The organism is Amycolatopsis decaplanina DSM 44594, from assembly GCF_000342005.1.
Taxonomy (GTDB): Bacteria; Actinomycetota; Actinomycetes; order Mycobacteriales; family Pseudonocardiaceae; genus Amycolatopsis; species Amycolatopsis decaplanina.
In genome coordinates this window covers 324,922-350,165 of the sequence record NZ_AOHO01000045.1, presented here as the reverse complement: position 1 = coordinate 350,165, position 25,244 = coordinate 324,922, and the positions used below count along the sequence as shown (strand labels likewise).

Below are 25,244 nucleotides of genomic sequence, written 5' to 3'. Positions count from 1 at the left end.
TCTCAGCCCTTCCGGATGTTGACGATGGTGTCGTTCCAGCGGAACTGGGCGTTGCTCCGGTACTGGTTGTAGTTCCAGGTCTGGTAACGCTGGTAGGTCGGCCACGGGTCGCCGACCATGATCGACTGGTTCGTCGAGTCGTAGCCGTAGATCACCTCGGCGTGGCCGCCGCCGGAGGTCCAGTAGATCCCTGTCAGGTTCAGGATCCCGGCGTCGACCTGGCTGACGACCGAGTTGAAGCCGATGGGCCCGCCCGCGTCCTGCGCGGAGAAGCCGGTGCCGCGGAAACCGCGGACGATTTCGGCGATCTGGGCGGGCTGGTTCGGGCAGTACCCGGCCGACGTGCCCTTGCCCGCGGCGCAGAACTGGGCCTGGGTGGCGGTGCCGCCCTGCGACCGCTCGATGCTCGAACCGTCCGCGGCCCAGCACCATTGGTTGTACTGCTGCACCTGCTGGGTGTAGTTCAGCTGCTTGGACGCGGACGTCGCGGCGACCGTCATCGCGGTCCCGGCCACCGGCGCGACCTCCCGCACTTGCGTGTGGGTCTGGGTCTTGATCAGGCCGCTGGGCCGGTCCCCGTCGCCGCCGGGCTGCGCGAGGGCGGTGGCGGGCAGCATGCTCAGCGCGAAGACGGCGGCTCCGGTCGCCAGCGCGGCCCTCGAAAGGCTCTTCACAGATGTCTCCTTCGACACGGGGATGGGGAGATCACCGTGCGCCGCACCGGCTTCGGGAACAACGCCCTCACCAGGCGCGAAGGAGCCGCTGTGATCGTTCACAGGCCCAGGGCGCGCTCGCGTGCCAGGCAACGTCGGGTCCGCGTGCGGCGGAGCGATGGCCGCCACGCAAGATTCACGGCCCCTTCACAGAGGCTGTGAATCCGCCACGGCTCAGGACTTCGGTGTCGCGAGTGTGGTGGGCCGGGTACGGCCCCGCAAGGTGACGTCCTCCGTCGCCTTCCACCACGCGGCCTCGGACTCGGCCGCCGACTCGATCGCCGTCCACGAAGCGAGCAACCGGGCTTCGACGTTCTTCGCCAGTTCGGTCAGGCGGGCGGCTTCGTTGACCGGGTCGCCGATCACCGTGTACTCGAACCGCCTCGGGTCACCGACGTTCCCGGCGACCACCTCACCCGTCGCCACGCCGATCCCGGCCGGGCATTCCGGCACTTCCGCCGCCAGCCTGCGCGCGATGGCCCGTCCCGCGGCCAGCGCGAGGGTCGCGTGGTCCTCCAGCAGCACCGGTGCGCCGAAGATCGCGAGCGCGGCGTCACCGACGAACTTGTTGACCAGCCCGTGGTTGCGGTCGACCTCGTCGACCACCACCGCGAAGAACCGGTTGAGCAGGCCGACGACCTCCTCGGGCGGGCGGCTAGCGGCCAGCGCGGTCGAGCCGATCAGGTCGACGAACAACACCGACACCGTCCGCACCGTGCCGCCGAGTTCGGCGGAGGTGCGCATCGCCTCGCTCGCGACGTCTTCGCCGACATGCCTGCCGAACAGGTCCCGCAAACGTTCGCGTTCGGCGAGACCGGCGGCCATCCCGTTGAAGCCCGCCTGGAGCAGACCGAGTTCGGTGCCGTCGTAGACCGGGATCTCCACGGTGAAGTCGCCGGCCCGGACCCGGCCCAGCGCGTGCTGCACCGACCGGATCGGGTTCACCACGGCGCGGGCGGTGAACACGGTCACCAGCAGGCCGAAGCACAGGACGACCAGGCCGAGCGCGATGACCGAGATGGCGAGTTTCGTGGTCGACACGTCGCCGCGCACCCACGCCAGCACCGCCGTGACCACCAGCCCGGCCACCGGCACCCCGGTGCCGAGGCACCAGAACAGCAGCATCCGCAGGTTGACCCCGCCGCTGAGCGGCCGCGCCGGCGAGGTGCCCGCCAGCGCGAGTGCCGCATACGGCCGCAGGATGAACTCCCCGGCGAGGTAGGCGATCGCACACACGACCACGCCCGCGAACGCGACCACGAGCAGTTCGGTGAGCACGACTCGCGGCTGCACCAGTGCGGCCAGCACGCCGAACACCACGGTCGCGATTCCCCACAGCACCGCCTGGACCAGCGTCAGGCGCAACGGGACACGCAGGCTCGCCACACGCTCTTCGTCGGTCGGTGCCCGGCCCTCGGCCGCCCAGCGCAGCGTCCGCAGCGCGCCGCGGGTGCCCCACAGCGCGCCCACGACCACGGCGGAGACCACGTAGACGGGGACCGCGATCGCGGTCACCCGGACAAGGTCGCCGGACATACCGGGGGCGGGCATGAGCAGGGCCGCCAGCCCGACCACGACCAGCGCGCCGATGACGTTGGTCGCGATCAGCGTCCCGGTGAGCAGTCCCTGGACGCGACGGCGCAACACCGCCGGGTCCTGATCGAGCGGACCGAGCAGCCAGGAGCCGAACGGCCCTTGCCCGCGGCCCCGGACAGAGGAGTCGTCGTCTGGTCGCACCCGTTCCCGCCGTTCACCCGGTTTGAGTGAACGACTGTACACCGAACCGAGTACGGTCGTCAGCGCACGGTGCCTGAGCCGATCAACGTGGTGGCGTCGAGTTCGGTCACGCCCTCGGCGCGCAGGGAATCGAGGTAGCGCTCGCGCACCTGCTCGACGACGCCGGGCTCCAGGTCGGCGAGCAGCCCTCGGAAGCCGGAGCCGATGACGACCAGCCAGGCGATCTCCGGCGTCATGGTCAGTCGCAGCTCGTTGACCACGACGTCCACATCGGACAGATTCCGCCCGGCGAGCCAGTCGGCGTAGGTGCCCGCCTGGTCGATGCGGTCGATCAACCCGGGTTCCCGCTCCGGCGGCGGCGCGGAATCGGTCACCGCGGCCACCGCACGACCGGCATGGCGGCCCGCCGTCACCATGGCCCCGCCCCGCCAGATGGTGAACACGACCCGGCCGCCGGACCTGGCCTTGGCGATCAGCCGCTCGGTGCCGTCCGTCATGTCGGGAAAGAAGAAGATGCCGAGCGCGGACTGCACGACGTCGTAGCCGCCGGTGTCCCACGCCGTCGCGTCGGCCTCGTGCGCGCGCAACTGCGGTAAATCCACCGAAAGCCGGCGCAACTCGCCGATCATCGGACCCGAAAGGTCGATCGCGTCCACCACACCGCCGTCACCGACGGCCCGCGCCGCTGGAATCGCCGAAGCCCCGGTGCCACAGCAGGCGTCGAGGACACGATCTCCTTCATCGAGCCCGGCGGCCGCCACCGTGGCCGCGCCGATCGGCTCCCACAGATGCCGCCCGAGCGCGGTGAAGTCGGCGGCGGCCGCGTCGAACGCTCGCTGGGTGCCCACTTTGCGAGAAGACATGCCGCGACGATATCCGTTCGGCGCCTGGTGCGAACCCGCCTACGACGGACGGAGGCCGCGGGAACGTCCATCCAGTGGGCGAATCGCGAACCGTTCCGGCCCTAGCGTGGTCGGCATGAGGAAGACATTGCTCGCGCTGCTCGGCGCGACCGCCATGATGGGCACGATCGCCACCCCGGCATCGGCGAGTACGCAGGAGACCAGGGAGTTCGCCGGGCACGGGTCGAGCGATTTCGGCCTCGCGCTCTTCTACGCCCGCCAGGACGCCAGGGCCCAGGCGAACCGGGCCGGGTTCACGGACTGCGAGGAGTACTTCAAGCTGGTCATCTCGCCGTATGACGCGACGGTCTTCTGGCGCTGCATCCGCTGAGACCAATCCGGGGTACTCCCGGCTCCGAAAGCCGGGCATGGACCAAGGAGACCTCGCCCCGGACTTCACCCTGCCCGACGACACCGGCCGGGACCGCACGCTGTCGGACTTCCTGTCCACCGGCCCGGTCGTGCTGTTCTTCTACCCCGCCGCGATGACCGGGGGCTGCACCGCCGAGAGCTGCCATTTCCGCGACCTGGCCGCGGAATTCGGTGAAGTCGGCGCCCACCGTGTCGGGATCAGCCCGGACGGCGTCACCAAACAGCGGCAATTCTCCACCCTGCACGGCTTCGACTACCCACTTCTGTCCGATGTGGACGGTACCGTCGCCAAGCAGTTCGGCGTCTGGCGCAGGTTCAGCCCGCTGCACGCCAAACGGCGCACCTTCGTGATCGACACCGACCGCAAGGTGCTCGCCGTGATCAAGAGCGAGCTGAAGTTCGACGTCCACGCCGACAAGGCGCTCGCGGCCCTGCGCGAACGGACGCCCACCGCTTAATCGCCGCTCACCACACGGGAAAGCGCGGCGGTGCCGTCGAAGAGCGCTCGCGAGCGGGCTGTGATCCCGGCGTCCCGGGCGGCGAGCGCGGAAGCGACGTCCTCCAGCCGCCGGGCTCGCCGTAGCTCCGGCATCAGCGCGCGCAGGGACGCGACTCGGTAGCCTGCCAGCCGCAGCTGATGCACGATCCGCGCGTCCCGCACCTGGGACGGCGTGTACCGCCGCGTCCCCCGCTGATCGCGACCGGGGACGACGAGTCGTTCCGTGTCCCAGTGCCGCAGCGTCGACGGGCGCACGCCGAGCGCCGACGCGAGTTCGGAGACGCTCATCGAGTCCGAGCCGCGCACGTCTTCGATCGGTTCGCCCGAGATCACCCGGACCGCTTCCCTCGCCTCCCTGAGGTCCGCGCGTTCGGCGTCGAGCCCGGCGTGGGCGGCGTCGAGGAGCGCGAGCACCTCGGGGAGCGGATCCCGGTGCAGGGCGCGGACGATCTTCTTGGCCTCGACCGGCCCCACCCCGGCGGCGAGCGCACGGTAGGCCAGCGCGGACCGGAGGTGGATCTCGCCGTAGCTCCGGTAGCCCGAAGCCGTCCGTGACGCCGCCGGGAGCACGCCATCACGTTCGAGGTTGCGCACCTGCTGGACGGAGTATCCCGCCCGGCGCGCGACCTCCACGGTGCGCATCGATTTGAGACTTGACACCTTCACTCCGTCGAAGACGTGCTCGAACCCTCCACGAGCACTTTAATGCCACGCTTGAGCACATGACCATCGAAGAGATCATCGGCCTCGTCTCGGCCCTCGACGGCGTCTTGACCCTCACCCCGGGGCCGGGCGGCGAATGGCCGGAGCTCAGCTGGGGCGACGCGTTCTTCTACTACTCACCCGACGGTGTCGTCCCGACCAACGTCCAGCCCTTCGCGACGATCGTGACCAAGAACTACCCCGGCGACGAGACCTCGCGGCTGGACCGCCCGGACACCTTCCGCGTGAACATCCACGCCGGGAAGGAGGAGTTCGCCCGGCGACTCGGCCGTTCACCCCGGGACACGGGCGGGACCGACGTCGACCCCGCCGTCACCGACACCTTGATCGCCCATCCCGTGTACGGCACGGCGGGCTGGCTGGCGGTGGTGAACCCGGCGTCGAAGACCGAACCGGCCACCCGCGAGCTGCTCGAAACGGCCTATCGGCTGGCCCGCGCGCGTCATGAGCGACGGGCGGATTCCGCGCGCGGTTAGCGGACCGAATATCGTGGGGCGGTGGGCCGGAACCTTCCAACTCGTGAGCGGCTCAGACCGGTCGACCTCGCACGCGAGCATGGCCTGTCCACGCAGGCGGTCCGCAATTACGAGGCGGACGGCATCCTCCCCGGCGCCGAACGCGGCCCGCACGGCTATCGCACCTACACGCCACTGCACGCGCAAGCCCTGCGCGCGTTCCTGGCCCTCGTGCCAGGGCACGGCCACGCGACGGCGGCGTCCATCATGCGGGCGGTCAACCGGGACGCGGTCGAAGAAGCGCTCCGGCTCGTCGACGAGAGCCACGCGCAACTGCTCGACGACCGCCACACCCTCCAGGCCGTCGCGGCCGCGCTCCGCGATCTCGAACCCGTGCCGCAGGAGCGGGGCGAGATGTTCGTCGGCCCGCTGTCCCGGAAACTCGGCGTCCGGCCCGCGACCCTCCGGAAATGGGAGCGCGCGGGCCTTCTCCGGCCCGAGCGGGACCCGAAGACGGGCTACCGTGTCTACAGCGCGGCCGACGTACGCGACGCGAAGCTGACCCATCAGCTCAGGCGAGGCGGCTACCTCCTGGAGCGGATCGCGCCACTGCTCGAACAGGTCCGCTCGGCCGGAGGCGTCGTACCGCTCGAGTCGACGCTGCGCGACTGGCACTCGCGCCTCTCGGCCAGGGGCCGCGCCCTCCTTTCCGGCGCCGCCGCGCTGGACGCCTACCTCGGCAGCGTACGAGCGACCACTGACACTTTTGGGACAATGGCGCTTCCGCGCAATTGAATACGCAGGCAGTTCACGTTTTCCGCATACGAAAGTATGTCCGTGATCACGGATCCTACTTTCGGCGCTACGACATGTCGTACGAGCGCTCGTAATGTGCGTCACGTCGAGATGAACCGCCCGGTCCCCTGCGCTTTCCGAACATATTCCGGCGGTTCGTCGTTCCCTCATTATCGAAGGAAATTCGCATGCGAATTCGCGGACCCGTCATGCTCACCCTGCTGAGTGTTTGCGCCGGAATCGGTGCGCTCGCCGTCCCGGCGACCGCCGCGCCGGTCACCGCGTACGACCAGACGATGCTCGAGACCCTCGCCGCCCAGCTCCGGGTCAGCCCGCTTCAGGCCGCCCAGAAGCTGGACCACGAGAAGAACCTGATCGCGTCGCTGGAGAGCATCAGAACACGCGGTCTCCACACCGACGGCGCGTACTTCGACGACGCCGGCGCCCTCGTCGTGAACGCCGACGCCGGCTCCGCCCAGGCGCTCCGCTCGGCCGGGCTGGCCCCGCGCACCGGCGCCCGTGGCGAGAACGCGCTGAACGCCCTGTCCGCCAAGGTCGGCACGGTGATCGGCAAGGACGTCGGCCAGGTGCAGTCCTGGGGTCCGGAACTCGCGGCCGACCAGGTCGTCGTCACCGTGCAGCCGGGCGCCGACAGCGCCCTCGTCCGGCGGCTTTCGGCGCTGCCGGGCGTCTCGGTCCAGACCGGTGTCGCCAACGGGAACACCACGCAGGCCGACGTCATCCCCGGCCAGATCATGGACCTCGACCCCGGCACCAACTGCTCCCTCGGCTTCCCCGGCACCACCAGCGACGGCAACAACGTGCTGCTCACCGCCGGGCACTGCGTCGAAGGCAACCCGGACATCCTGAACCGCAACGGCGTCCACATCGGCCGGGGCGTCGCCACCGAGTTCCCGTCGGCCGACATGGGCCTGATGGACATCGACGCCGAGGACACCGGCCGCGGCTACGTGGACACCCGCAAGGGCACCACGGTGCGGATCACCGGCAGCTCGAAGGCGCCGGTCGGCACCACGCTGTGCAAGGCGGGCAACACCACCGGCTGGACCTGCGGCAAGATCACCGCTTACAACCAGACCGTCCGCTACAGCGGGGAAAGCGTCGCCACCACCGGACTGGCGAAGTCGACCGTCTGCACCGAGGGCGGCGACAGCGGCGGCGCCTACATCGCGGGCAACACCGCGCAGGGCATGACCTCCGGCGGCCCCGCCGACGGACACGACTGCGGCTACAACGAAGGCGCCAACGCCACCGGCTCGTACTCCTACTACCAGCCCGTCGTGGACGCGGCGTACAACTACGGGGTCACGCTGACCCGTTCCTGACGAAGAACACGACGGTGCCGGGGAGCGGCCGCTCCCCGGCACCGTCTTTTCCTAGGAGCTCAGGATCTGCTCGCGCAGGATGTCCGCGTGACCGCCGTGCTGGGCGAGTTCCCGCAGCATGTGCAGGTACACCCAGCGCAGCGGAAGCGGGCCGCGCCGGTTCCCGTGGAGCAGGTCGTCCAGATCGAGGGCAGCCGCGGCCTTGCGTGACGCCTCGCAGGCTTCGCGGTACGCCTTCCGCACGGTGGCGATCGTGTCCTCCTCGTCGAGGATGAACGATTCGTCAGGTGTGGCGGGGATGCCGATCTCGGCCCGCGAGCGGCAGGTGACGGCTTCGTCGAACCACACCTTTTCCACGAAGGTCGCATGCTTCACCAGACCGAGCAGGGTGGTCCGGGAGGGAACGAGCGACCGGCGAGCCTGCTCCTCGGTCAGCCCTTCCAAGGACTCGTCGAGACCACGGCGGTGCTCGTCGAGGAAGACCTCGAACTGCTCGCGGAACGGGTGGTTGAGGACTTCCAGCGTGGACATGGGGGAAGCATCGCAAAGATCGCCGATCCCGGGCAACCACGTTGTGCTACTTCAGGAAGGCGACCAGCTCGGCGCTCACGAACTCCGGGTTCTCCTCGGCGAGCCAATGGCCCGCCCTCGGCACCTCGACAGCGCGGGCCAGGTTCGCGACGCGGGGCGCCAGCGTGGCCTTCTGCGGTTCGAGCAGTCCTTCGGCGGTCATCAGCAGGGTCGGAGTGGTGATGGGTTTCGCGCCGACGTTCGCGGTCGCGTCCTGGCCGAGCGTGCGGTAGAGCTCGAAGCCTCCATGCAGGACCTCCGGCCTCGTGTAGGTACGGGCGTACTCGTCGATCTCGGCGTCGTCGAAGGGCGACGGCGCCCCGGGGCCGCCGAAGGCCGTCCCCGAGTAGGCGACCTGGGGATAGAACAGGGACAGGTACTCGCGGACGTCGTCGCCGACGACGGCTTCGGGAACCGTCTTCTGCGAGTGGAAAGCTATGTGCCAGCTCAGGTTCCGGTACGCCGTCGCGTCGAGCGCGGGGCCGGGCAACGGCAGGTCGAGGTAGGCGAGCTTGGTGAGATCGCCGGGGAACTGCGCGGCGTACTGGAAGGCGACAGCGGCACCGAGGTCGTGCCCGGCGATCCGGGCGTCGCGCAGGCGCAGGCGTCCCGCGACGAGACCGTGCACATAGCGGGCGAGGGTCGCCTTGTCGTAGCCGGGCGGTGAGCCGGCGCTGTCGCCGAGGCCGGGCAGGTCGAGGGCGTACACCGTGAAATGCTCGGCCAGCGCGGGCATGACCCGGTGCCAGCCGTACCAGGTCTGCGGCCAGCCGTGCAGCAGGACGAGCGGGGCTCCCTCGCCGCCGGTGACGTAGTGCATCTTCACCCCGTCGACGTCGGCGAACTCGTGCCGGAACCGCTGCGCGAAAGCCGCGTCGGCGCGGGTGACGTTCTCGTAGGGCGGCGCGGCGGCCGGGGGCGAACCGCAGGCCGTCAGCAGGACGAGGGCCGCGACGAACGCGGCGACCCGGTGAAGCATGGAAATCTCCGTTTCAGCGCCCGGTGGCGCCATCGATCAGTTCGCGCGGGATGTCGGCGTGTCCCGCGTGCGGTGCGGTTTCCTCGATCAGGTAGGTCACCACTTTCGCCGCGAGCCCGCCGAATTGGCACGAAAACTTGCCGACCTGGCAAGATCGACGGCATGGCGGACGAGACGGACGAGGTGCTGGACGCGGTGGGCCCCCGGTTGCGCGCGCTGCGCAAACACCGAGGCCTGACCCTGGCCGAATTGTCGGCGGCGACCGGGATCTCGGAAAGCACCTTGTCGCGGCTGGAAAGCGGCGGCCGTCGGCCCACGCTGGAGCTACTGCTGCCGCTGGCCCGCGTGCACGGCGTGCCCCTCGACGACCTCGTCGGCGCTCCACGGACCGGTGACCCGCGGATCCACCTGCGGCCGATCCACCGTCACGGCATGACGTTCCTGCCGCTCACCCGGCGCGCCGGTGGGGTACAGGCTTTCAAGATGCTCATCCCCGGCCGGGACGAACCGGCGGAACCCACGCCGCAGACCCACGGCGGCTACGAATGGGTTTATGTCCTCAATGGACGGTTGCGGCTGGTGGTCGGCGACCGCGACATGGTTCTGCCGCCGGGCGAGGCCGCCGAATTCGACACCGCGCTCCCGCATTGGCTCGGCTCGGCCGACGGGCACGCCGTCGAGACCCTCGTCCTGTTCGGACCGCAGGGCGAGCGCGCCCACGTCCGGGCGCGCTAGAGCCAATCGTGCTCGCGCGCGTACCTCGCTGCCTCGTGCCGGGTCTGCGTCTGGGTCTTCTGCATGGCGTTCGAGAGATAGTTCCGCACGGTGCCCTGCGCGAGGTGGAGCCGGGCGGCGATCTCGGCGACGGAATAGCCTTCGCCGGTCACCCGCAGCACCTCCAGTTCCCGCTCGGTGAGCGGGCAGTCGTCGACGACGGCGAGCGCGGAGACGTCCGGGTCGATCCAGCGTTTGCCCTGGTGCAGGGCGGCGATGACGAACGTGATGTGCGAGGGTTCGGCGGCCTTGCTGACGAAGCCCTGGACACCGAGTTTGAGGGCCTTGCGGAGCACGCCGGGTTTCGCGTGGCGGGTCAGCATGAGGATGATCTGGTCCGGCCGGGTGCGCCGGATCTCGGCGACCGCGCCGAGTCCGTCCACGCCGGGCATTTCGAGGTCGATGACGAGGACGTCGGGCTCGTGCCGCAAGGTGGCGTCGACGGCCTCCTCGCCGTTCTCCGCTTCGGCGAGGACGGTGATCTCGCCTTCGAGCGGGAGCAACGCGGCCATCGCCTTGCGCAGCAGTGCTTCGTCGTCGGCGAGCACGACCGTGGTCATCGTTCCTCCAGTGTTTCGGAACGCCGGGACGGGAAGGACGCGGCCGTCACGAACTGCCCGTCTTCCTGTTCCACCTTCAGTTCGCCGCCGTCCGCGACGACACGTTGTCCGAGCGCGGCCAGCCCGCGGAGTTCGGGCAGCGGTGCTCGCTGGGCACCGTCGTTGACGATACTGATGCTCCACTCCGACAGGGTGATCCGCACGCGGGTCGCCTGCGCGTGGCGCAGGATGTTGGTCGTGGTCTCGCGCAGGACCTGGCCGAGCAGCCTGCCCGCCTCCGGATCGACGTCCGCCTCCCGGTCGACGCGCACGCGGATCCCCGCGGCCTCGAAAAGGTTCCTCGCGTTCTCCAGTTCGGCGGAGAGGTTGAGCCGGCGCTGGGCGTAGGCGAGTTCCTTCGTCTGGGTGATCGTGTCGGCCACGAGCGCGTGGATCTCCCCCAGTTCCTGCTTGGCCCGCTCGGCGTCGATGTCCACCAGTTTCCTGGCGAGCGCCGTCTTGAGCTTCACCACGTGCAGCGTGTGGCCCTGGATGTCGTGCAGATCGCCGGCGAACCGGACGCGTTCCCTGATCACGGCCAGTTCCGCTTCGCGCTCGCGCGACTCCTCGAGTTCCTTGACGACGTCGTAGAACCGCTTGTTGGGGAACATGAGGCCGAGCACGACGGCGGTGATCGCGGCAGGGACGAACACGAAACTGATCAGCTCACCGGAGACGTCCTCATCGGAGATCAGCAGCCTCATGGCGCCCACCGCCGCGATGTACGCGACCAGCGCGACGGCCGCCGCGACCCGGTGGCGGGGCAACTGGGGAACGACGAGGGAGCCCACGAGGAAGACGCCGAAGAACGCCGAACTCCCGCCGACCACCAGCACCGAGAACGGCCACACGGCAGCCGTGACGACCAGGCACGGGATCGCGACCCTCAGGACCTCGCCCGCCGCCCAGCGCACGAAGGCGACCATGGCCGCCAGCACGCCGACGCTCAGGACGACCGCGTGCCACCAGGTCCGCGCGTCCGACGCGACCACGACGACACCGCCGACGACGAGCAGCGGCACGAACATGGTGAGGTTGAGTTTGCGCAGCTGCCCCTTCGCCGGCTCGGTGTCCACATCAGACATGAGTCCAGTATCGGCCCTCCGCGAAGGCGGGCAACAGTGACACTGCGTCATACGTTCACCGGACGAATGTCATGGGCCGATCATGACGTGACCGCACTGGCCGGTCCTCGTCCGAGGGGCTGAGATCGAGGTATGACTTCGACGGCGATCGACGTTGACCACCTGAACCTGAAGTACGGCGACTTCCACGCCGTGAGGGATCTGTCCTTTCAGGTCCGGCAAGGCGAGTTCTACGCCCTGCTGGGCACGAACGGGGCCGGGAAGACCTCGACCCTGGAAATCCTGGAAGGGCACCGGAACCCGACCTCGGGCACGGTGCGGGTGCTGGGCAAGAGCCCGCGGGACCGCGCCTCCGCCCGCCCCGAGATGGGCATCATGCTGCAGGAGAGCGGTTTCTCACCGGATCTGACGGTGAAGGAGTCGATTCGCCTGATCGGCAGCCTGACCCGGCGCACGGACCGGCTCGAACGGGTCCTCGGCATCGTGGACCTGACCCGCAAGGCCGACACGAAGGTTTCCCAGCTTTCCGGTGGCGAGAAGCGGCGGCTCGACTTCGCGACCGCGGTGTACGGCTCACCGCGGCTGCTGTTCCTGGACGAGCCGACCACCGGTCTGGACATCCAATCGCGGGACGCGCTGTGGGACGCGGTCGACAACCTGCGCGAGGACGGTTCGACGATCGTGCTCACCACGCATTACCTCGAAGAGGCGCAGCAGCGCGCCGACCGCATCGGCCTGATGCACCGCGGCACCTTCCACCAGGAGGGCACGGTCTCCGAGCTGACACGGACGCTGCCCGCGGTGATCCGGTTCAGCCTTCCGGTGTCGGCTCCGGCGCTGCCTCTGCGGGGCAGGCGCGAACACGACGGGAAGTTCGTCGTCGAGACTCATCGCCTGCAGAAGGACCTGCACCTGCTGCTGTGCTGGGCGCAGGACAACGCCATCGAACTGCCGGACCTCGAAGCGGGACCGACGCGGCTCGACGACGTCTTCCGTGCCATCGACAACGATTAACCGATCCATCCACAGAGGACTTGAGTCATGCTCTCGATAGCCCGTAGCGAACTGATCCAGATCTTCCGGAACCGTTCGGTCCTGATCACCAGCTTCGTGATGCCCCTCGCCATCTCCGCGTTCTTCGTCTACCAGCACGAACTCTTCGCCAAGATCGGCAGTCTCGGCTACATCGCGGCGATCGTGATGTTCACCGTGTGCGCGTTCGGTCTCTACACCAGCTCGGTGACCACACTCGCCTCGCGGCGGCAGAACCTGTTCCTCAAGAGGTTGCGCTCCACCGCCGCAGGCGATGCCTCCATCCTGGTCGGGCTGGTGCTGCCGGTCACCGTCATCTCGCTCGTCCAGGTGGCCGTGATCATGACCGTGCTGGGCGTTGTCACGGGAACACCCGCTGACGTCGGGCTGCTGGTGGCGGCGGTACTCGCCACCGTCGCCATGATGGTCGGCCTCGGCCTGGCCACCGCGGGTCTGACCAACTCCCCCGAACACGCCCAGGTCACCACCCTGCCGGTCAGTCTCGGGGTGATCGCCGTCGCCAGCTGGGTCGGCATCTCCGGCACCGGCGAACTGACCCTGCTCAAGCGGCTGCTGCCCGGGGGCTCGGCCACCGAACTCGCCGTCAACGCCTGGAACGGCGGCGTGGCCCTCACCGATTCGCTGCTCCTGCTCGCCCCGACGCTGGCGTGGGTCGTCGTCGCCGTCGTCCTGGCTACGCGGCTCTTCCGCTGGGAGCCGCGCCGATGACCGTCCGAAGTGGAGGAAAGCTCATGCGCAAGGTCCTTCTTCCCGTTCTCGCCGCCGCCTTGGTGACGGCGGCGACCCCGGCGGTCGCGTCGGCGGCACCCCCGCCGAAATGGGGGCCGTGCCCGGAAGAGGCGGCGGGCCTCGGACTGGAATGCGGCACCATCCAGGTGCCGCTGGACTACCGCGACCCCGGCGGCAAGACCATCGAGATCGCGATCTCGCGGCTGGCGAGCACCAAGCCGGAAAAGCGCCGCGGCGTGCTGCTGACCAACACCGGCGGCCCCGGCGGCGAGGGACTGGCCTATCCGGCCACCCTCAAGAAGCTGAACATCCCGCAGGAGGTGCTGGACGGCTACGACGTGATCGGGATGGACCCGCGAGGCGTCCACAACAGCACCCCGGTGACCTGCGGGCTGACCCTCGAAGAGCATCCGACCAACATTCCGAGGTACGCCCGGGACTCCGCCGACGTCACGACCGAGGCACAGCGGGTCGCCGCCGTCGCCGCGAAATGCGGTTCCTCGGCCACCGCGCCGCTCCTGCCGTACATGACCACCGCCAACACCGCCCGCGACATGGACCGGGTGCGCGAGGCGCTCGGCGAGCGGAAGGTGAATTACTTCGGCATCTCGTACGGCACCTACCTCGGCTCGGTGTACACCTCGTTGTTCCCCGAGCGCAGCGACCGGTTCCTGATCGACAGCGCGACCGGCCCCGGCGGCTGGGACGCCTCCTTCTCGCGCATGTTCGGGCAAGGCGTCGAAGACCGCTTCCCGGACTTCGCGAAGTTCGCCGCTTCGAAGCCCGAATACGGTCTGGGCCGGACGCCGGCGCAGGTGACGGCGAAGTACTTCGAACTGGCCGCGCGGCTGGACAGGACGCCGAGCCCGGACGGCTACAACGGCCAGGTGTTCCGCCACGTCACGTTCGCCGATCTCTACTACGACAAGAGCTTGCCGCATCTGGCCGAGACCTGGCGCGCGCTCGACACCGGGAACCCCGTGCCGACACCCGCCGTGCCGACACCCGCCGCGCAGTCGTCCGCCGCACAGTCGTCCGCCGGCGCGGGTTACCCGTCGGACAACTACATCGCGAGTCAGCTGCACGTGATCTGCAACGACTCCGATTGGCCGGAGGACGTCAGGACGTACCGGCGCAACGTCGCGATCGACCGGTTCCGGCACCCGATGTTCGGCGCGGCGGCCGCGGACATCACACCGTGCGCGTTCTGGCCGTCCGAACCGGTCGAACCGCCTGTGAAGATCACCGACCGCGGCCCGTCGAACGTGCTGATCGTGCAGAACCTCCGCGACCCGGCCACGCCGCTGGCGGGGGCCCGGAAGCTGCGCGAGGCCTTCGGCGACCGCGCCAGGATGGTCACCGTCGACCAGGGCGGGCATCTGGCTTACCTGTTCAAGGACAACAAGTGCGCGAACGACCTCGCGACGGAATTCCTGGTCACCGGCGCGCGGCCGCGGCACGATCGCGCCTGCTGAGCCGTCGTCACGAGCGGCCAAACAGTCGTGAGTGGTAAGGACGGTTAGAACCGTCTTTACCACTCACGAGCCCCACCACGGTCCGTCGCGGTGGGACCGGTGCGGGTGGGCGGTGTGTCGGCCGCCGGGTTGGAGTGGCACAGCCTTGATCAACGGAGGATCGGGGACGTTGAGTGTCCCGGATCTTCCGTTGATCAAGGCCCGGGACGAGGTCACCTCGCGTCTATGAAGAAATCGGGACATTGAGCGTCCTGATTCCTTCATCAACGATCCCGATACCCGCTGGATCGTCGCCCTCGCCCCGGGCCGAAACTTCCGGCCCGGGGCGACCCCCAGTTCAGGTCTCGGTTCAGCGGTCGCGTTCCTTGGCGAACAAGGACTTCGACCACAGGTATCCGACGACCGAGAGCAAGACGCACCAGCCGACCGCGAGCCAGCCGCTGCGGCCGATCGGGGTGCCGAGCAGCAGGCCGCGGATGGTCTCGATGACCGGTGTGAACGGCTGGTAATCGGCGAACCAGCGCAGCCACGCGGGCATGGAGTCGGTGGGCACGAACCCGCTGCCGAGGAAGGGCAGCAGCATGAAGATCATGGGGGTGTTGCTGGCCGTCTCCACGCTTTTGGCCGCCAGGCCCAGCGCCACCGAAAGCCAGGTGAGCGCGATGGTCAGCAACAACAGCACACCGACGACCGCGAACCATTCGCCGGCTCCCGCCGTCGGCGAGAAGCCGATGAGCAGCGTGACCCCGAAGACCACGGCGAGGGCGAGCGCCGTCTGGATGAGCGCGCCGACGACGTGCCCGGTCAGTACCGAGGCTTTGCTGATCGCCATCGTGCGGAACCGGGCGATGATGCCCTCGGTCATGTCCGTCGCCACGGAGATGGCGGTGCCGAGAGCGGCGCTGCACACGGTGACGAGCAGGATGGCAGGCGTGACATAGCCGACGTATTCGGCTCTGCCGCCTCCTCCGCCGAGTCCGTTGCCGAGCGTGCCGCCGAAAACGTAGACGAACAGCAGCAGGAACACGATCGGCTGGCCGATCAGCATGATGGTGAGTGACGGATAGCGTCGCATGTGCCGGATGTTGCGGCGCAGCATGGTCGCCGAGTCGCGCATCGAGAGGGAAAGAGTGGTCATCGGGCCATCTCCTTGGTCGCTTCGGTCCGGTGACCGGTGAGGCTGAGGAACACGTCGTCGAGGTCCGGCGTGTGCACGGTGAGACTGTCGACGGCGACGGCTTCGGCGTCGAGCCGGTCCAGCACGGCGCGAAGCGCGGCGACGGTGCCGTCGGTCGGCACGCGAAGCGCCAGGGCTTCTTCGTCCGAAGTGGACACCCGAAGCACGCGGGTCGCGTCGCGCAGCGAGACCGCGTCGGGGAACTTCAGCTGCATGTGCCCGCCGGGCACGCGGCGCTTCAGTTCGTCGGGCGTGCCCAGTGCGACGATCCGGCCGCCGTCGAGCACGGCGACCCGGTCGGCGAGCTGGTCCGCCTCCTCCAGGTACTGCGTGGTGAGGAAGATCGTCACGCCACCGTCGACGAGGTCCCGGATGATCTGCCACATCGTGCGGCGGCTGCGCGGGTCGAGACCGGTGGTCGGTTCGTCGAGGAAGATGACCTTCGGGTCGCCGATCAGCGTCATCGCCAGGTCGAGCTTGCGGCGCATGCCACCCGAGAAGGTGGACGGCGTCTTCTTCGCGGCGTCGGTCAGTTCGAACCGTTCCAGGAGTTCGGCGGCGCGCTTGCGCCCGGCACGGCGCGGCAGATGGTGCAGATCCGCCATGAGGAACAGGTTCTCCTCGCCGGTGAGCAGGTTGTCGACCGCGGAGAACTGGCCGGTGAGGCCGATGGCGGCGCGGACACCGTCCGGATCGGCGGCCAGGTCGGCTCCGGCGATGGTCGCGCCACCGGCATCCGGGGTGACCAAAGTGGACAGGATGTTGACCGTGGTGGTCTTGCCGGCGCCGTTGGGTCCGAGCAGCGAGAAGACGGTGCCGGTCGGGACGTGCAGGTCGATGCCGTCCAGGACGACCTTGTCGCCGTAGGACTTGCGCAGGCCGGTCGCGGAAATGGCCGGGTGTCTCATGTGGATTCCCCTGGTGCGTAAGGACCCGATGGGTCAGGAGCGGCGAACGATGATGTCGCCGACGGCGGTGCCGGCGTGGACTTCGACCTTGTCGGTCGCGGCGCCGGGTGCGGTGGCGGCGGTCATGTCGTTGATGACGCGGCCGAAGCGGGTGTTCACGTCGAGCCAGGCTGCGCTGCCCTCGCGGATGCCGATCTCGACGTCCCCCAACGACGTCTCGAGGGTGAGCGTTCCCCTGGCGGCGTCGAGCACGCGGACCGAACCGTTGGCGGTCTTGGCTTCGACGCCGCTTTCGGCCTTGTCGACGGTGATGTCGCCGTTGGCCGAGCGGAGGCGGATCGAATCGCCGGCGGTCCCGATGGTGGTGGGCCCGTTGGAGTTCTTGACCACCGCGGTGCCCTCGATCCCGCCGACGTGCACGCGGCCGGAACTCGTACTGATGTCGGCGTTGCCGTCGGCGTGCTCGACGACGATGTTCCCGGACGCGGAGTGCAGTTTCAGTTCGCCGGCGCGGTCGAGCCGGATGTGCCCGGTCCCGGACTTGTAGCGACAGGCACCGAGTCGTCCGGTCGCGGTCAGGTCGCCGAGACCGGTGCTCCCCTGCACCCGGGAACCGGCGGGAAGTTCGATGGTCACGTCGATCGCCCTCGTCCGGTTGGAGAAGTCGAGCAGGCGCATCTTCGGCGCGCGGACCGTCAAGGTGCCGCCGGAGAACTCGACGACGGTCCGCTTCGCGGCGTCGACGTCGGAGCCGTTGTTCTCGTCGAGCGGGGCGACTTCGACGACCGTCTCGGCGCGGTCGCCGGCGACGATGCGGACGTTGCCGACGACCGGCTCGAGGTCCGCGAGAATGGGTTCCGGAGTGGCGAAAGAAGGCATGGTTGTCCCCTCGAATGTGGTGTGATCGGTGTTTGTGCTGGTCTACGGGGTCTAGCTGACCCAGCCGGTGTAGCGCTGCGCGCCGCGATGACCGCCGCTCGCCGGGGCGGACGGCGTGGTCCGTTCCGACGGGTGCAACGCCGCGGACGCGGCACGCACGAGCCACGCGTTGACCGAACGGCCTTGCGCGGCCGCGGCTTCCTCGACGCGCGCCTTGAGATGTTCGGGAAGCCGGAAGTTGATCCGGGCCGTGGCTCCTTCGTCGTCCGGTACCGGCGGCGGCTCCGGCGCGGCGGCCGCGACGGGTTCGGCTTGCTCGACAGCGGGAAGCGTGACGGCGAAGCCGGCTTCCCCGGCGCGCAGCCGGACCTCGACCGAACCCGGTGCGAGGTCACGGGTGATCTCGTCCGACGCGGCGGACAACGCGTCCAGCAGCGCGAGACGAATGGCCGACGCGAGCGGCGCGGTCAGGCGTTCGGCGAGCGCGCTCGCCTCGGCTCCCCCCGCTTCGGCGGCGACGGCGAGTTCCCGGCGAACGTTGTCCACAAAGGGCGTCAAATCCATGATGCCATCATGGCACCACGGTGGCGCCAGTGCAAGGACAAGTTGGCGTCACTATGCGTCGAAGTGGCGTCTATGCAGGTCAAGCCCCCTTTTTTGAGGGCGCATGACAGAAGGGTGCCCATTCGGCCAGTCTCCGCTGGCGGGGGAAGCAGGACGCGGCCGAACGCGTTGCCGGGGTCGTTCACGGCGGACGAGAATCACCGCGAGCCGCACGGAAAAGGGAGCGACCCAGCTTTTTGTCCTTGCCGCTCTTGACAAATCGAAGATCCACAGTGGACGGAAGACGGACACATGCGAGCAGTTCGGGTGAGCGTCTGCGCCCTGGACCCCATCACGAGGGCCGGAATGGTCGACCTCCTCGAGGCACGCGCGTCCGTGGAGGTGGTCGAAGACCGGGCACGGGACGAGACCGACGTCATCGTCGCCGCTTTCGACCGGCTTTCGGCCGACGCGTTCACCGCGTTGCGTGAAGTCACCGCCGAACTCGGCAAGCCGATCGTGCTGGTGACCGACCGGATCGAGGAAGGCGGCCTCGCGACGGCGGTGGCGTGCCGGGTGGTCGCCATCCTGCCGAGGTCGGCGATGACCGACTCGCGCGTGGCCGACAGCGTGCGCGTCGCCGCGTCGGACGCCGTGGCCTCACCGTCGGATCTGCTCGGCAGGCTGGCCGGACACGCCGAGCGGCTACACCGGGAGATGCTCGCGCCGAGCGTGCCCGCCGGGTCCGCTCTCTCGCCGCGTGAGATCGACGTCCTCCGCCTGATGGCCGACGGGCTCGACACGCAGGAGATCGCGACCGAACTCTCCTATTCGGAACGAACGGTGAAGAACGTCATCTACGCGGCCACGGACCGGCTGCGGCTGCGGAACCGGTCGCACGCGGTGGCCTACGCGATCCGGGAAGGGGTCATCTGAAAGCGCTCAGATGAGGCCTTCGCGGAGCGCGTACGCCACGACGTGGGTGCGGTTGCGCAGATTGAACCGGCTGAGCAGGCCGTGCAGGATGTTCTTCACGGTCCGGTCCGAGTAGGCCACCCGCCGGGCGATCTCACCGGTGTCGAACCCGTCCGCGAGCAGGCGGAGCACTTCGGTCTCGCGTGGCGACAGACCGCTGAGGGTGATTTCGCGCGGCTCGAGGACTTCCTTGTGCAGCCTCGAAATCCCGCGGAGCAGGCTGCCGAGCTGATCGGCGGGCAGATCGCCCCGGCCGGCGTGGGCGTCGGCGACCGCGCGCAGCAACCGCCCCGGCGTGGCCTCGGCGCGTGCGACGACGACGGCGAGCCCGCGTTCCACCGCGGCCCACAGTTCGGCCTTGTTGGGCTGATCGGCCACCAGCACCAGCCGGGCGGACCCGGCCGGGATGCGCTGCGGGTCGTTCCCCGCGACCGCGACGAGGACGTCGGCCTGCGCCGGGTCGTCGCGCAAGGTGATGCCAGGGCCTTCGCCGAGCGCGCTGCGCAGCCCCGCCCGGACGAGCGGATCACCGGCGTGCACGGCGACCCGGATCTCCCGGCGCTCCCCGGTCCGGACGACCGGGCGGACGGGCGTCGTCATGATCGTCGACATGCCTTCCAGGTAACCGGCCCCGGAGAAGCCGGGACAAGCGGAAGCAGGGGGCAGCTTTTCGTCATCGGAAGCCTGCCGGTTGAATGGGCCGCGGTGGAGGCGAACGAGACGCGGTCGGTGTTCGGCAAGCTCCTGCTCGAACATCGGCGGGCCGCGGGATGGACGCAGGGGCGGCTGGCCGAGGCCTCCGGTATCAGTGTCCGTGCCCTGCGCGAGCTGGAGCGCGGCCGTGCGCGAGCCGCTCAGCAGCGCTCCGCCGAGGTGCTGGCCGACGCGCTCGGCTTGACCGGCGGTGACCGGGAATTCTTCCTGACCGTCGCCAAGCAGGGACGGCGCCGAAACCCGGCGCTGGCCGCGCAGATCGCGGCGACCTGCGCGCTGCCCGCGCCCACCGCGGATCTGTCCGGCCGCGAAAGCGAGCTGGAACAGCTGTCCGCGAAGGTCGCCGAAGGTGGTGGCGTGGTCGCGATCGTCGGACAGGCGGGGGTCGGGAAGACGGCGCTCGCGGTGACCGCGGCGGATCTGTGGCGCGCGGAGTTCCCGGACGGGAGCTACGCGGTGGACCTGCGCGGGATGGACGAAGAACCGCTGAGCGCCAGAGCCGCGCTCGACCGGCTGTTGCGTGCGCTGGACGTCGCGCCGGGGCAGGTGCCCGCCTCCGAAGCCGAACGGTCGGCGTTGCTGCGGATGCTGCTCGAAGGGCGCCAGGTCCTGCTGCTGCTCGACAACGCGGCCGACGAAGCGCAGATCCGGCCGCTGCTGGTCACCGGGCCCGGCTCCCTCACCCTGATCACCTGCCGCCGCACGCTCGCCGGGCTCGAAGGCGCCCGCTGGCTGGGGCTCGAACCGCTTTCGGACGGCGGCGCGACCGGACTGCTCGCCAAGATCATCGGCACCGACCGGGTACGCGCGGAGCCCGCCGCGGCACGTGAGCTCGTCGAACTGTGCGGGTACCTGCCGCTCGCGGTCCGGATCGCGGGCAACCGGCTCGCCACCCGGCCGCAGTGGTCCGTGGCCCAGCTCGCAGACCGGCTGCGTGACGAAAGCACCCGGCTGCGCGCGCTCGCGGCGGGCGATCTGCAGCTGCGTTCGGCTTTCGACCTGTCCTATCGCGCGGTCTCGCCCGAGGCGCGGCGGCTGTTCCGCCGGCTGGCGACCGTGCCCGGCGCCGACTTCGGTCTCGAACTCGCGGTCGTCGTGTCCGGCGCGGCCCACGCCGACGTCCGCGATCATCTCGACGAACTCGTCGACGCCAGCCTCCTGCAGACCACCGCGGAAGCGGAACGGCACCAGTTCCACGACCTCATCCGCCTGTTCGCCGAGGAACGGTTCGAGGCGGAGGAGGAGCCGGCCGCGCGGGACACCGTGCTCGCCCATCTTCTCGACAAGGCGGCCGAAGCGGCCAGGCTGTTCTATCCCAAGGCACCGGAGACCGGCCGGTTCGGCTCGCGGGACGAGAGCGCCCGCTGGCTGGAGGCCGAAGGCGGGAACTGGGTCGCCGCGCACCGGACGGCGGCACGGAAAGGGCGGCACCGGGAGGTCCGGGATCTCGCCATCGCGCTGCACTGGTACTCCGACGGGCGGAGTGCCCAGCGGCCGTGGTGGGAGATCTTCTCGCTCGGCGCGGCCGCGGCGAACGCGCTCGGCGACGCCGGGGCCGAGGCGAAACTGCTCAACTTCGTCGGCTGGGCCTGCAACGTCTGTCTCGACGACGTGGAAGGTGCGGTGGCCGCGCATCGCCGTGCGCTGGACATCGCCGTCCGGATCGGTGACGAAGTCGAACAGACCTGGGCGTCCATTTACCTCGGCCAGGTGTTGCGGTTGATCGGACAAGGCGACGAAGCGTTCGAGTTCGCGAAGCGCGGGTACGAACTGGCGGACGAACTCCCGTTCTGGGACGGGCAGACCACGGCGCGGAACATGTACGGGCGCGCGCTGCTCAACGCCGGACGGCATGACGAGGCGCTCGCCGTGCACCGTGCCGTGCTCTCCGACGCCGAACGGCTGGCGGGCGACACGTACCCCGGTTTCCATCGGCTGCTGAAGACCCTGACCCTGCGCGCCATCGGCGACGTGCTCGGTGGTCTCGCCGAATGGCGGGAGGCGGCGGGCCACTACCGCACCAGCCGGTGGCTCGCGTGGGAAGGCGATTTCGACGGGTTGGAGGTGATCAGCGCGATCCGGGAAGGACGGGCCTGGCGGGAGGCCGGTGCCTTCGAGGAGGCCAGGGAGTGCCTCACCCTGGCCGTGGAACTCTCCCCCGGGCCGTCGTTCAGCGCGTGGCGGGAACAGGCCTTGGCCGAACTGGCGCTCCTGTCCGCGTCCTCGTGAGTGGTGAGGACGGTTAGAACCGTCCTCACCACTCACGAGACAGGAGCGGGCTAAGCTTCGGGCCGACGGAGCGGAGGGCCGATGACGGACGCGGACGGGCAGAGCCCGCGGGAGCGCTATCGCGACCAGGTGCGCGCGGAGATCAAGCAGCACGCGTGGGAGCAGATCGCCACCGCCGGGGTGCCCGCGCTGTCGCTCAACGCGATCGCCAAACAGGTGGGGATGAGCGGTCCCGCCCTGTACCGGTACTTCGCCAGCCGCGACGATCTCGTCACCGCGCTCATCCGCGACGCGTACCGGAGCCTCGCCGACACCGTCCGGGCGGCGTTCGACGGCGGCGCCGATCTGGCCGGGCTCGCCGTCACCATCCGGGACTGGGCCCGGAGCGACCCGCAGCGCTACTTCCTCATCTACGGCACGCCCGTTCCCGGCTACCACGCGCCGGACGACACCACCGCCATCTCGAGCGAGGTCATGGCCGTGCTGCTCGAAGCGTGCCGCGCGATCACCGTGGACAAGCCGGAAACCCCGTTCGACAAGCATCTGGACAGCCACCGCGACTGGGCGGGCGACGATCCGGCCCCGTCCGCGACCCTGCACCGCGCGCTCGCCTTCTGGACCCGCCTGCACGGCGTGCTCTCGCTCGAACTCGCCGGCCACTTCACCGGAATGAAATTCGACCCCGACCTGTTGATCGCGGACGAACTGGACGACCTCACGAACCGGTGACCCGGCGCCCGCCGAGTCCGATCGCCTTCGCAGTGAACCTTTCCCGCCTGTCGGGCGTCTTGCCCTGTGGTGTCGCCGTCGACCTCGGAAACCGAGACCTCGGCGGTTGACATGCAACGTTGGAACGTTATAGCTTCTAAGTAAAGCAAGAGCCACTAACTCTGCGGACCGCTCGCCGTCGCACCCGACAGGCGGCGGGCCGGTCCGCCTGCCCGATTCAGGGTTTCCGAGCGCTTCGGATGGGGACTTCGACATGATTCACGGGGAGAAGATCAGCAGGAGGACCGATCGCGTCAGAGTCGCCGTGCATGCCCCGGATCTGCTGGCCGGGCTGGGCGCGACGAGCATTCTCGGCGCCGATGAACGACTGGACGTGCTGCCCGACACCGACCTCGGACCGGCCGAAGTGATCGTCACGGTCGGCGATTCGATCGGCGACGGGGTCTTCACGTTCCTGCGCCAGGTTCGCGCCGCGTCGTCACTCGCGACGCCACCGAGATGTGTGATCGTGACCGACCATTTTCCGGTCCAGGTCCTGATGACGGCGATCGAATGCGGTATGGCCGCGTTGCTGCCGCGGCGCGACCTCGACGGCGAGCACCTGGTGCGGACGATTCTCGCGGTCAGCCAGGGCGCGGGCGCGCTGCCGCCACGTTTGCAGGGCAGCCTGCTCTCCCAGCTCGAACGGATACAGGAGGACCTGCTGGCCCCCAACGGTCTCGCGTTGTCCGGACTGTCCGACCGGGAACGTGAAGTCCTCCGCCTGCTGGCCGACGGCCACGGCACGGAAGAGATCGCGGCCAAACTCGCCTATTCGGAGAGCACGGTGAAGAACGTCCTCCACCGGGTGATGTCGCGATACGGCCTGCACAACCGCACGCACGCCGTCGCCTTCGCGCTGCGCACCGGCTCGATCTGAAGGACTCCGTCCAGAGTGGACGAGAAAGAACTCATTTCCTTGCCCCCTTCAACTTATAGCGGACATGGGGGCTTGCGGCAAGGCCGGGGTGATACCCCAGAATTGCCCGCCGAAGGCTGGAAGCTGCGGAAATGGGAGTCGCGAAGTGCGTGTTTTGCTGACGACGTGGGGGTCACGCGGAGATGTCGAACCCTTGGTGGGGCTCGCGATGGCATTACGGGAACTGGGCGCGGAGGCCCGGGTGTGCGCGCCGCCGGACGAGGAGTTCGTGACGTTGCTGGAGCGGGCCGGGGTTCCGCTGGTGCCGCTCGGCCCGACGGTGCACTCGGTGGTCGCCGGACCGAAACCACCGACGGGGGAGGACGCGCTGAAACTCGCCCCGGCACTGGTCGCCGCCCGGTTCGAAACGCTCTCCGCGGCGGCGGAAGAAGGGTGCGACGCGATCCTGGCGACCGGCCTGCTGCCCGCCGGCGCGCGGGACGTGGCCGAGAAACTCGGGGTCCCTTACGTGTACGCGTGTTTCCACATCTTCGGGCTGCCGTCGCGGCACTTCGCCCCGGGGATGCGGCCGGGCACGCCGTCCCCGGAGGGAGAGACCGACAACCGGGTGTTGTGGCGGCAGGACGCGCAACGGGTCGACGCCTTGTACGGCGGGGCGCTCAACAGTCACCGGGCGGCGATCGGGCTACCGCCGGTGGACAACGTCCGCGATCACGTCTTCACCGGCACACCGTGGCTGGCGGCGGACACGGTCTTGTGCCCGTCGGAGGGCATGACGGATCTCGACCTCGTCCCGACGGGAGCGTGGATCCGGCCCGACGACCGCCCGCTCCCGGACGAACTGGAGAAGTTCCTCGATTCCGGTGAACCACCGGTGTACGTGGGCTTCGGCAGCATGGCCGCGTACGCGCCGAAGGACATCGCCCGGGTGGCCATCGAGTCCGCCCGCACGCTGGGACGGCGGATCCTGCTCGCCCGCGGGTGGGCCGGATTGGGTTCGATCGACGACGCCGACGACTGTTTCGTCGTCGGCGAAGTCAATCAGCAAGCGCTCTTCCGCCGGGTGGCCGCCGTCGTGCACCACGGCGGCGCGGGCACCACGACGACGGCGTCCCGGGCGGGCGCGCCCCAGGTGGTCGTCCCCCGGATCGCGGACCAGCCGTACTGGGCCACACGGGTGGCCGAATTGGGAATCGGTGTGGCACACCAGGATCCGGCGCCGACCGTCGAATCCCTGACGGCCGTGCTCAAGACGGCCCTGTCCCCCGAAACCGGCGCGCGGGCGAAGGCGGTGGCGGACACGATCCGCACCGACGGGGCGACGGTGGCCGCGAAACTGCTCTTGGACACCGTCAACGCGTAGGC

27 protein-coding genes and 1 pseudogene are annotated in these 25,244 nt (G+C 69.4%); 14 read left to right on the top strand and 14 right to left on the bottom strand.

Features of this window, described 5'->3' with window-relative positions:
* Positions 1-2: 2 nt before the first annotated feature.
* The 3 genes from H074_RS11375 to H074_RS11365 form a co-directional block, all read right to left on the bottom strand.
* Positions 3-674, bottom strand: a complete 672-nt coding sequence (locus tag H074_RS11375; RefSeq protein ID WP_007030176.1) for a papain-like cysteine protease family protein — start codon at positions 672-674, stop codon at positions 3-5.
* A gap of 213 nt (positions 675-887) precedes the next feature.
* Entirely contained in the window at positions 888-2,450 is a 1,563-nt protein-coding gene (locus tag H074_RS11370) for an adenylate/guanylate cyclase domain-containing protein (RefSeq protein WP_039922180.1), read from the bottom strand.
* A 59-nt stretch (positions 2,451-2,509) separates the two neighbouring features.
* Positions 2,510-3,313 carry a class I SAM-dependent methyltransferase gene (locus H074_RS11365; RefSeq protein WP_007030174.1) on the bottom strand — a complete coding sequence of 268 codons (804 nt, stop codon included), beginning with the start codon at positions 3,311-3,313 and terminating at the stop codon, positions 2,510-2,512.
* Between the two features lie 115 nt (positions 3,314-3,428).
* Here H074_RS11365 and H074_RS11360 point away from each other — a divergent pair, with 115 nt between their 5' ends.
* Positions 3,429-3,683: a hypothetical protein gene (locus H074_RS11360; RefSeq protein WP_039922178.1), complete on the top strand. Its 255-nt coding sequence runs from the start codon at positions 3,429-3,431 to the stop codon at positions 3,681-3,683.
* Positions 3,684-3,720: 37 nt separating this feature from the next.
* A complete protein-coding gene (locus H074_RS11355; RefSeq protein WP_007030172.1) occupies positions 3,721-4,182 on the top strand; it encodes a peroxiredoxin in 462 nt (153 codons plus the stop codon).
* Here the strand turns inward: H074_RS11355 and H074_RS11350 are convergent.
* On the bottom strand, positions 4,179-4,865 hold the full coding sequence (locus H074_RS11350) for a MerR family transcriptional regulator (protein ID WP_007030171.1): 687 nt from the start codon (positions 4,863-4,865) through the stop codon (positions 4,179-4,181). The genes H074_RS11355 and H074_RS11350 overlap by 4 nt on opposite strands.
* Before the next feature lie 80 nt (positions 4,866-4,945).
* Between H074_RS11350 and H074_RS11345 the strand changes: the two genes are divergently transcribed.
* The 3 genes from H074_RS11345 (at position 4,946) to H074_RS11335 (ending at position 7,542) form a co-directional block, all read left to right on the top strand.
* On the top strand, positions 4,946-5,422 hold the full coding sequence (locus H074_RS11345; RefSeq protein ID WP_007030170.1) for a DUF6194 family protein: 477 nt from the start codon (positions 4,946-4,948) through the stop codon (positions 5,420-5,422).
* Between the two features lie 21 nt (positions 5,423-5,443).
* Positions 5,444-6,196: a TioE family transcriptional regulator gene (locus H074_RS11340; protein WP_007030169.1), complete on the top strand. Its 753-nt coding sequence runs from the start codon at positions 5,444-5,446 to the stop codon at positions 6,194-6,196.
* A gap of 188 nt (positions 6,197-6,384) precedes the next feature.
* Positions 6,385-7,542 carry a S1 family peptidase gene (locus H074_RS11335; protein WP_007030168.1) on the top strand — a complete coding sequence of 386 codons (1,158 nt, stop codon included), beginning with the start codon at positions 6,385-6,387 and terminating at the stop codon, positions 7,540-7,542.
* A 51-nt stretch (positions 7,543-7,593) separates the two neighbouring features.
* On the opposite strand, the gene H074_RS11330 is transcribed toward H074_RS11335, so the two are convergent.
* The 3 genes and pseudogenes from H074_RS11330 to H074_RS39190 form a co-directional block, all read right to left on the bottom strand.
* A complete protein-coding gene (locus H074_RS11330) occupies positions 7,594-8,073 on the bottom strand; it encodes a DinB family protein (protein WP_007030167.1) in 480 nt (159 codons plus the stop codon).
* A 46-nt stretch (positions 8,074-8,119) separates the two neighbouring features.
* The gene (locus H074_RS11325; protein WP_007030166.1) at positions 8,120-9,091 is read right to left on the bottom strand and encodes an alpha/beta fold hydrolase; all 972 of its coding nucleotides are present in this window, start codon (positions 9,089-9,091) and stop codon (positions 8,120-8,122) included.
* A gap of 13 nt (positions 9,092-9,104) precedes the next feature.
* Positions 9,105-9,191 (bottom strand): annotated as a pseudogene (locus H074_RS39190) (mycothiol transferase); the annotation flags it as partial.
* A gap of 62 nt (positions 9,192-9,253) precedes the next feature.
* Between H074_RS39190 and H074_RS11320 the strand changes: the two are divergent.
* A complete protein-coding gene (locus H074_RS11320) occupies positions 9,254-9,826 on the top strand; it encodes a helix-turn-helix domain-containing protein (RefSeq protein WP_007030164.1) in 573 nt (190 codons plus the stop codon).
* On the opposite strand, the gene H074_RS11315 is transcribed toward H074_RS11320, so the two are convergent.
* Both H074_RS11315 and H074_RS11310 read right to left on the bottom strand, forming a co-directional pair.
* Complete coding sequence (locus H074_RS11315; protein WP_007030163.1) at positions 9,823-10,425, bottom strand: response regulator transcription factor; 603 nt, start codon at positions 10,423-10,425, stop codon at positions 9,823-9,825. The genes H074_RS11320 and H074_RS11315 overlap by 4 nt on opposite strands.
* Complete coding sequence (locus H074_RS11310; protein WP_007030162.1) at positions 10,422-11,540, bottom strand: sensor histidine kinase; 1,119 nt, start codon at positions 11,538-11,540, stop codon at positions 10,422-10,424. The genes H074_RS11315 and H074_RS11310 overlap by 4 nt, the downstream gene beginning before the upstream one ends.
* 141 nt (positions 11,541-11,681) lie before the next feature.
* Between H074_RS11310 and H074_RS11305 the strand changes: the two genes are divergently transcribed.
* Genes H074_RS11305 through H074_RS11295 form a run of 3 tightly spaced genes read left to right on the top strand, consistent with a single transcriptional unit; the run spans position 11,682 to position 14,806 of the window.
* Positions 11,682-12,563: an ABC transporter ATP-binding protein gene (locus H074_RS11305; RefSeq protein ID WP_007030161.1), complete on the top strand. Its 882-nt coding sequence runs from the start codon at positions 11,682-11,684 to the stop codon at positions 12,561-12,563.
* A 27-nt stretch (positions 12,564-12,590) separates the two neighbouring features.
* Positions 12,591-13,310: an ABC transporter permease gene (locus H074_RS11300; protein ID WP_007030160.1), complete on the top strand. Its 720-nt coding sequence runs from the start codon at positions 12,591-12,593 to the stop codon at positions 13,308-13,310.
* Positions 13,311-13,333: 23 nt separating this feature from the next.
* Entirely contained in the window at positions 13,334-14,806 is a 1,473-nt protein-coding gene (locus H074_RS11295) for an alpha/beta hydrolase (RefSeq protein WP_007030159.1), read from the top strand.
* 349 nt (positions 14,807-15,155) lie between these two features.
* On the opposite strand, the gene H074_RS11290 is transcribed toward H074_RS11295, so the two are convergent.
* From H074_RS11290 to H074_RS11275, 4 genes are read right to left on the bottom strand one after another with little or no spacing between them, the layout of a single operon-like run.
* A complete protein-coding gene (locus tag H074_RS11290; RefSeq protein ID WP_007030158.1) occupies positions 15,156-15,944 on the bottom strand; it encodes an ABC transporter permease in 789 nt (262 codons plus the stop codon).
* Positions 15,941-16,891, bottom strand: a complete 951-nt coding sequence (locus H074_RS11285; protein ID WP_007030157.1) for a daunorubicin resistance protein DrrA family ABC transporter ATP-binding protein — start codon at positions 16,889-16,891, stop codon at positions 15,941-15,943. Before H074_RS11285 ends, H074_RS11290 begins: the two co-directional genes overlap by 4 nt.
* Positions 16,892-16,924: 33 nt before the next feature.
* On the bottom strand, positions 16,925-17,770 hold the full coding sequence (locus H074_RS11280) for a DUF4097 family beta strand repeat-containing protein (protein ID WP_007030156.1): 846 nt from the start codon (positions 17,768-17,770) through the stop codon (positions 16,925-16,927).
* 51 nt (positions 17,771-17,821) lie between these two features.
* Positions 17,822-18,334 carry a toxin-antitoxin system HicB family antitoxin gene (locus H074_RS11275; protein WP_039922090.1) on the bottom strand — a complete coding sequence of 171 codons (513 nt, stop codon included), beginning with the start codon at positions 18,332-18,334 and terminating at the stop codon, positions 17,822-17,824.
* 345 nt (positions 18,335-18,679) lie between these two features.
* Here H074_RS11275 and H074_RS11270 point away from each other — a divergent pair, with 345 nt between their 5' ends.
* Positions 18,680-19,249, top strand: a complete 570-nt coding sequence (locus H074_RS11270; protein WP_007030154.1) for a helix-turn-helix transcriptional regulator — start codon at positions 18,680-18,682, stop codon at positions 19,247-19,249.
* Between the two features lie 6 nt (positions 19,250-19,255).
* Here H074_RS11270 and H074_RS11265 read toward each other — a convergent pair whose 3' ends face one another.
* Positions 19,256-19,900, bottom strand: a complete 645-nt coding sequence (locus H074_RS11265) for a helix-turn-helix transcriptional regulator (RefSeq protein ID WP_007030153.1) — start codon at positions 19,898-19,900, stop codon at positions 19,256-19,258.
* Between the two features lie 93 nt (positions 19,901-19,993).
* Between H074_RS11265 and H074_RS11260 the strand changes: the two genes are divergently transcribed.
* The 4 genes from H074_RS11260 (at position 19,994) to H074_RS11245 (ending at position 25,242) form a co-directional block, all read left to right on the top strand.
* On the top strand, positions 19,994-22,231 hold the full coding sequence (locus H074_RS11260; RefSeq protein ID WP_007030152.1) for an ATP-binding protein: 2,238 nt from the start codon (positions 19,994-19,996) through the stop codon (positions 22,229-22,231).
* A gap of 81 nt (positions 22,232-22,312) precedes the next feature.
* Positions 22,313-22,960, top strand: coding sequence for a TetR/AcrR family transcriptional regulator (locus H074_RS11255; protein WP_007030151.1), 648 nt, complete (start codon positions 22,313-22,315; stop codon positions 22,958-22,960).
* Positions 22,961-23,213: 253 nt separating this feature from the next.
* A complete protein-coding gene (locus tag H074_RS11250; protein WP_007030150.1) occupies positions 23,214-23,879 on the top strand; it encodes a helix-turn-helix transcriptional regulator in 666 nt (221 codons plus the stop codon).
* Positions 23,880-24,024: 145 nt separating this feature from the next.
* Positions 24,025-25,242 (top strand): glycosyltransferase, encoded by a 1,218-nt coding sequence (locus H074_RS11245; RefSeq protein WP_039922086.1) that lies wholly within the window; start codon positions 24,025-24,027, stop codon positions 25,240-25,242.
* Positions 25,243-25,244 lie beyond the last annotated feature (2 nt).

Coding starts and splice junctions, on each gene's coding strand:
- H074_RS11365 (WP_007030174.1), bottom strand. CDS start 3,313: ATGTCTTCTCGCAAAGTGGGCACCCAGCGAGCGTTCGACGCGGCCGCC.
- H074_RS11360 (WP_039922178.1), top strand. CDS start 3,429: ATGAGGAAGACATTGCTCGCGCTGCTCGGCGCGACCGCCATGATGGGC.
- H074_RS11355 (WP_007030172.1), top strand. CDS start 3,721: ATGGACCAAGGAGACCTCGCCCCGGACTTCACCCTGCCCGACGACACC.
- H074_RS11350 (WP_007030171.1), bottom strand. CDS start 4,865: ATGCGCACCGTGGAGGTCGCGCGCCGGGCGGGATACTCCGTCCAGCAG.
- H074_RS11345 (WP_007030170.1), top strand. CDS start 4,946: ATGACCATCGAAGAGATCATCGGCCTCGTCTCGGCCCTCGACGGCGTC.
- H074_RS11335 (WP_007030168.1), top strand. CDS start 6,385: ATGCGAATTCGCGGACCCGTCATGCTCACCCTGCTGAGTGTTTGCGCC.
- H074_RS11330 (WP_007030167.1), bottom strand. CDS start 8,073: ATGTCCACGCTGGAAGTCCTCAACCACCCGTTCCGCGAGCAGTTCGAG.
- H074_RS11325 (WP_007030166.1), bottom strand. CDS start 9,091: ATGCTTCACCGGGTCGCCGCGTTCGTCGCGGCCCTCGTCCTGCTGACG.
- H074_RS11320 (WP_007030164.1), top strand. CDS start 9,254: ATGGCGGACGAGACGGACGAGGTGCTGGACGCGGTGGGCCCCCGGTTG.
- H074_RS11315 (WP_007030163.1), bottom strand. CDS start 10,425: ATGACCACGGTCGTGCTCGCCGACGACGAAGCACTGCTGCGCAAGGCG.
- H074_RS11305 (WP_007030161.1), top strand. CDS start 11,682: ATGACTTCGACGGCGATCGACGTTGACCACCTGAACCTGAAGTACGGC.
- H074_RS11300 (WP_007030160.1), top strand. CDS start 12,591: ATGCTCTCGATAGCCCGTAGCGAACTGATCCAGATCTTCCGGAACCGT.
- H074_RS11295 (WP_007030159.1), top strand. CDS start 13,334: ATGCGCAAGGTCCTTCTTCCCGTTCTCGCCGCCGCCTTGGTGACGGCG.
- H074_RS11290 (WP_007030158.1), bottom strand. CDS start 15,944: ATGACCACTCTTTCCCTCTCGATGCGCGACTCGGCGACCATGCTGCGC.
- H074_RS11285 (WP_007030157.1), bottom strand. CDS start 16,891: ATGAGACACCCGGCCATTTCCGCGACCGGCCTGCGCAAGTCCTACGGC.
- H074_RS11280 (WP_007030156.1), bottom strand. CDS start 17,770: ATGCCTTCTTTCGCCACTCCGGAACCCATTCTCGCGGACCTCGAGCCG.
- H074_RS11275 (WP_039922090.1), bottom strand. CDS start 18,334: ATGGATTTGACGCCCTTTGTGGACAACGTTCGCCGGGAACTCGCCGTC.
- H074_RS11270 (WP_007030154.1), top strand. CDS start 18,680: ATGGTCGACCTCCTCGAGGCACGCGCGTCCGTGGAGGTGGTCGAAGAC.
- H074_RS11265 (WP_007030153.1), bottom strand. CDS start 19,900: ATGTCGACGATCATGACGACGCCCGTCCGCCCGGTCGTCCGGACCGGG.
- H074_RS11255 (WP_007030151.1), top strand. CDS start 22,313: ATGACGGACGCGGACGGGCAGAGCCCGCGGGAGCGCTATCGCGACCAG.
- H074_RS11250 (WP_007030150.1), top strand. CDS start 23,214: ATGATTCACGGGGAGAAGATCAGCAGGAGGACCGATCGCGTCAGAGTC.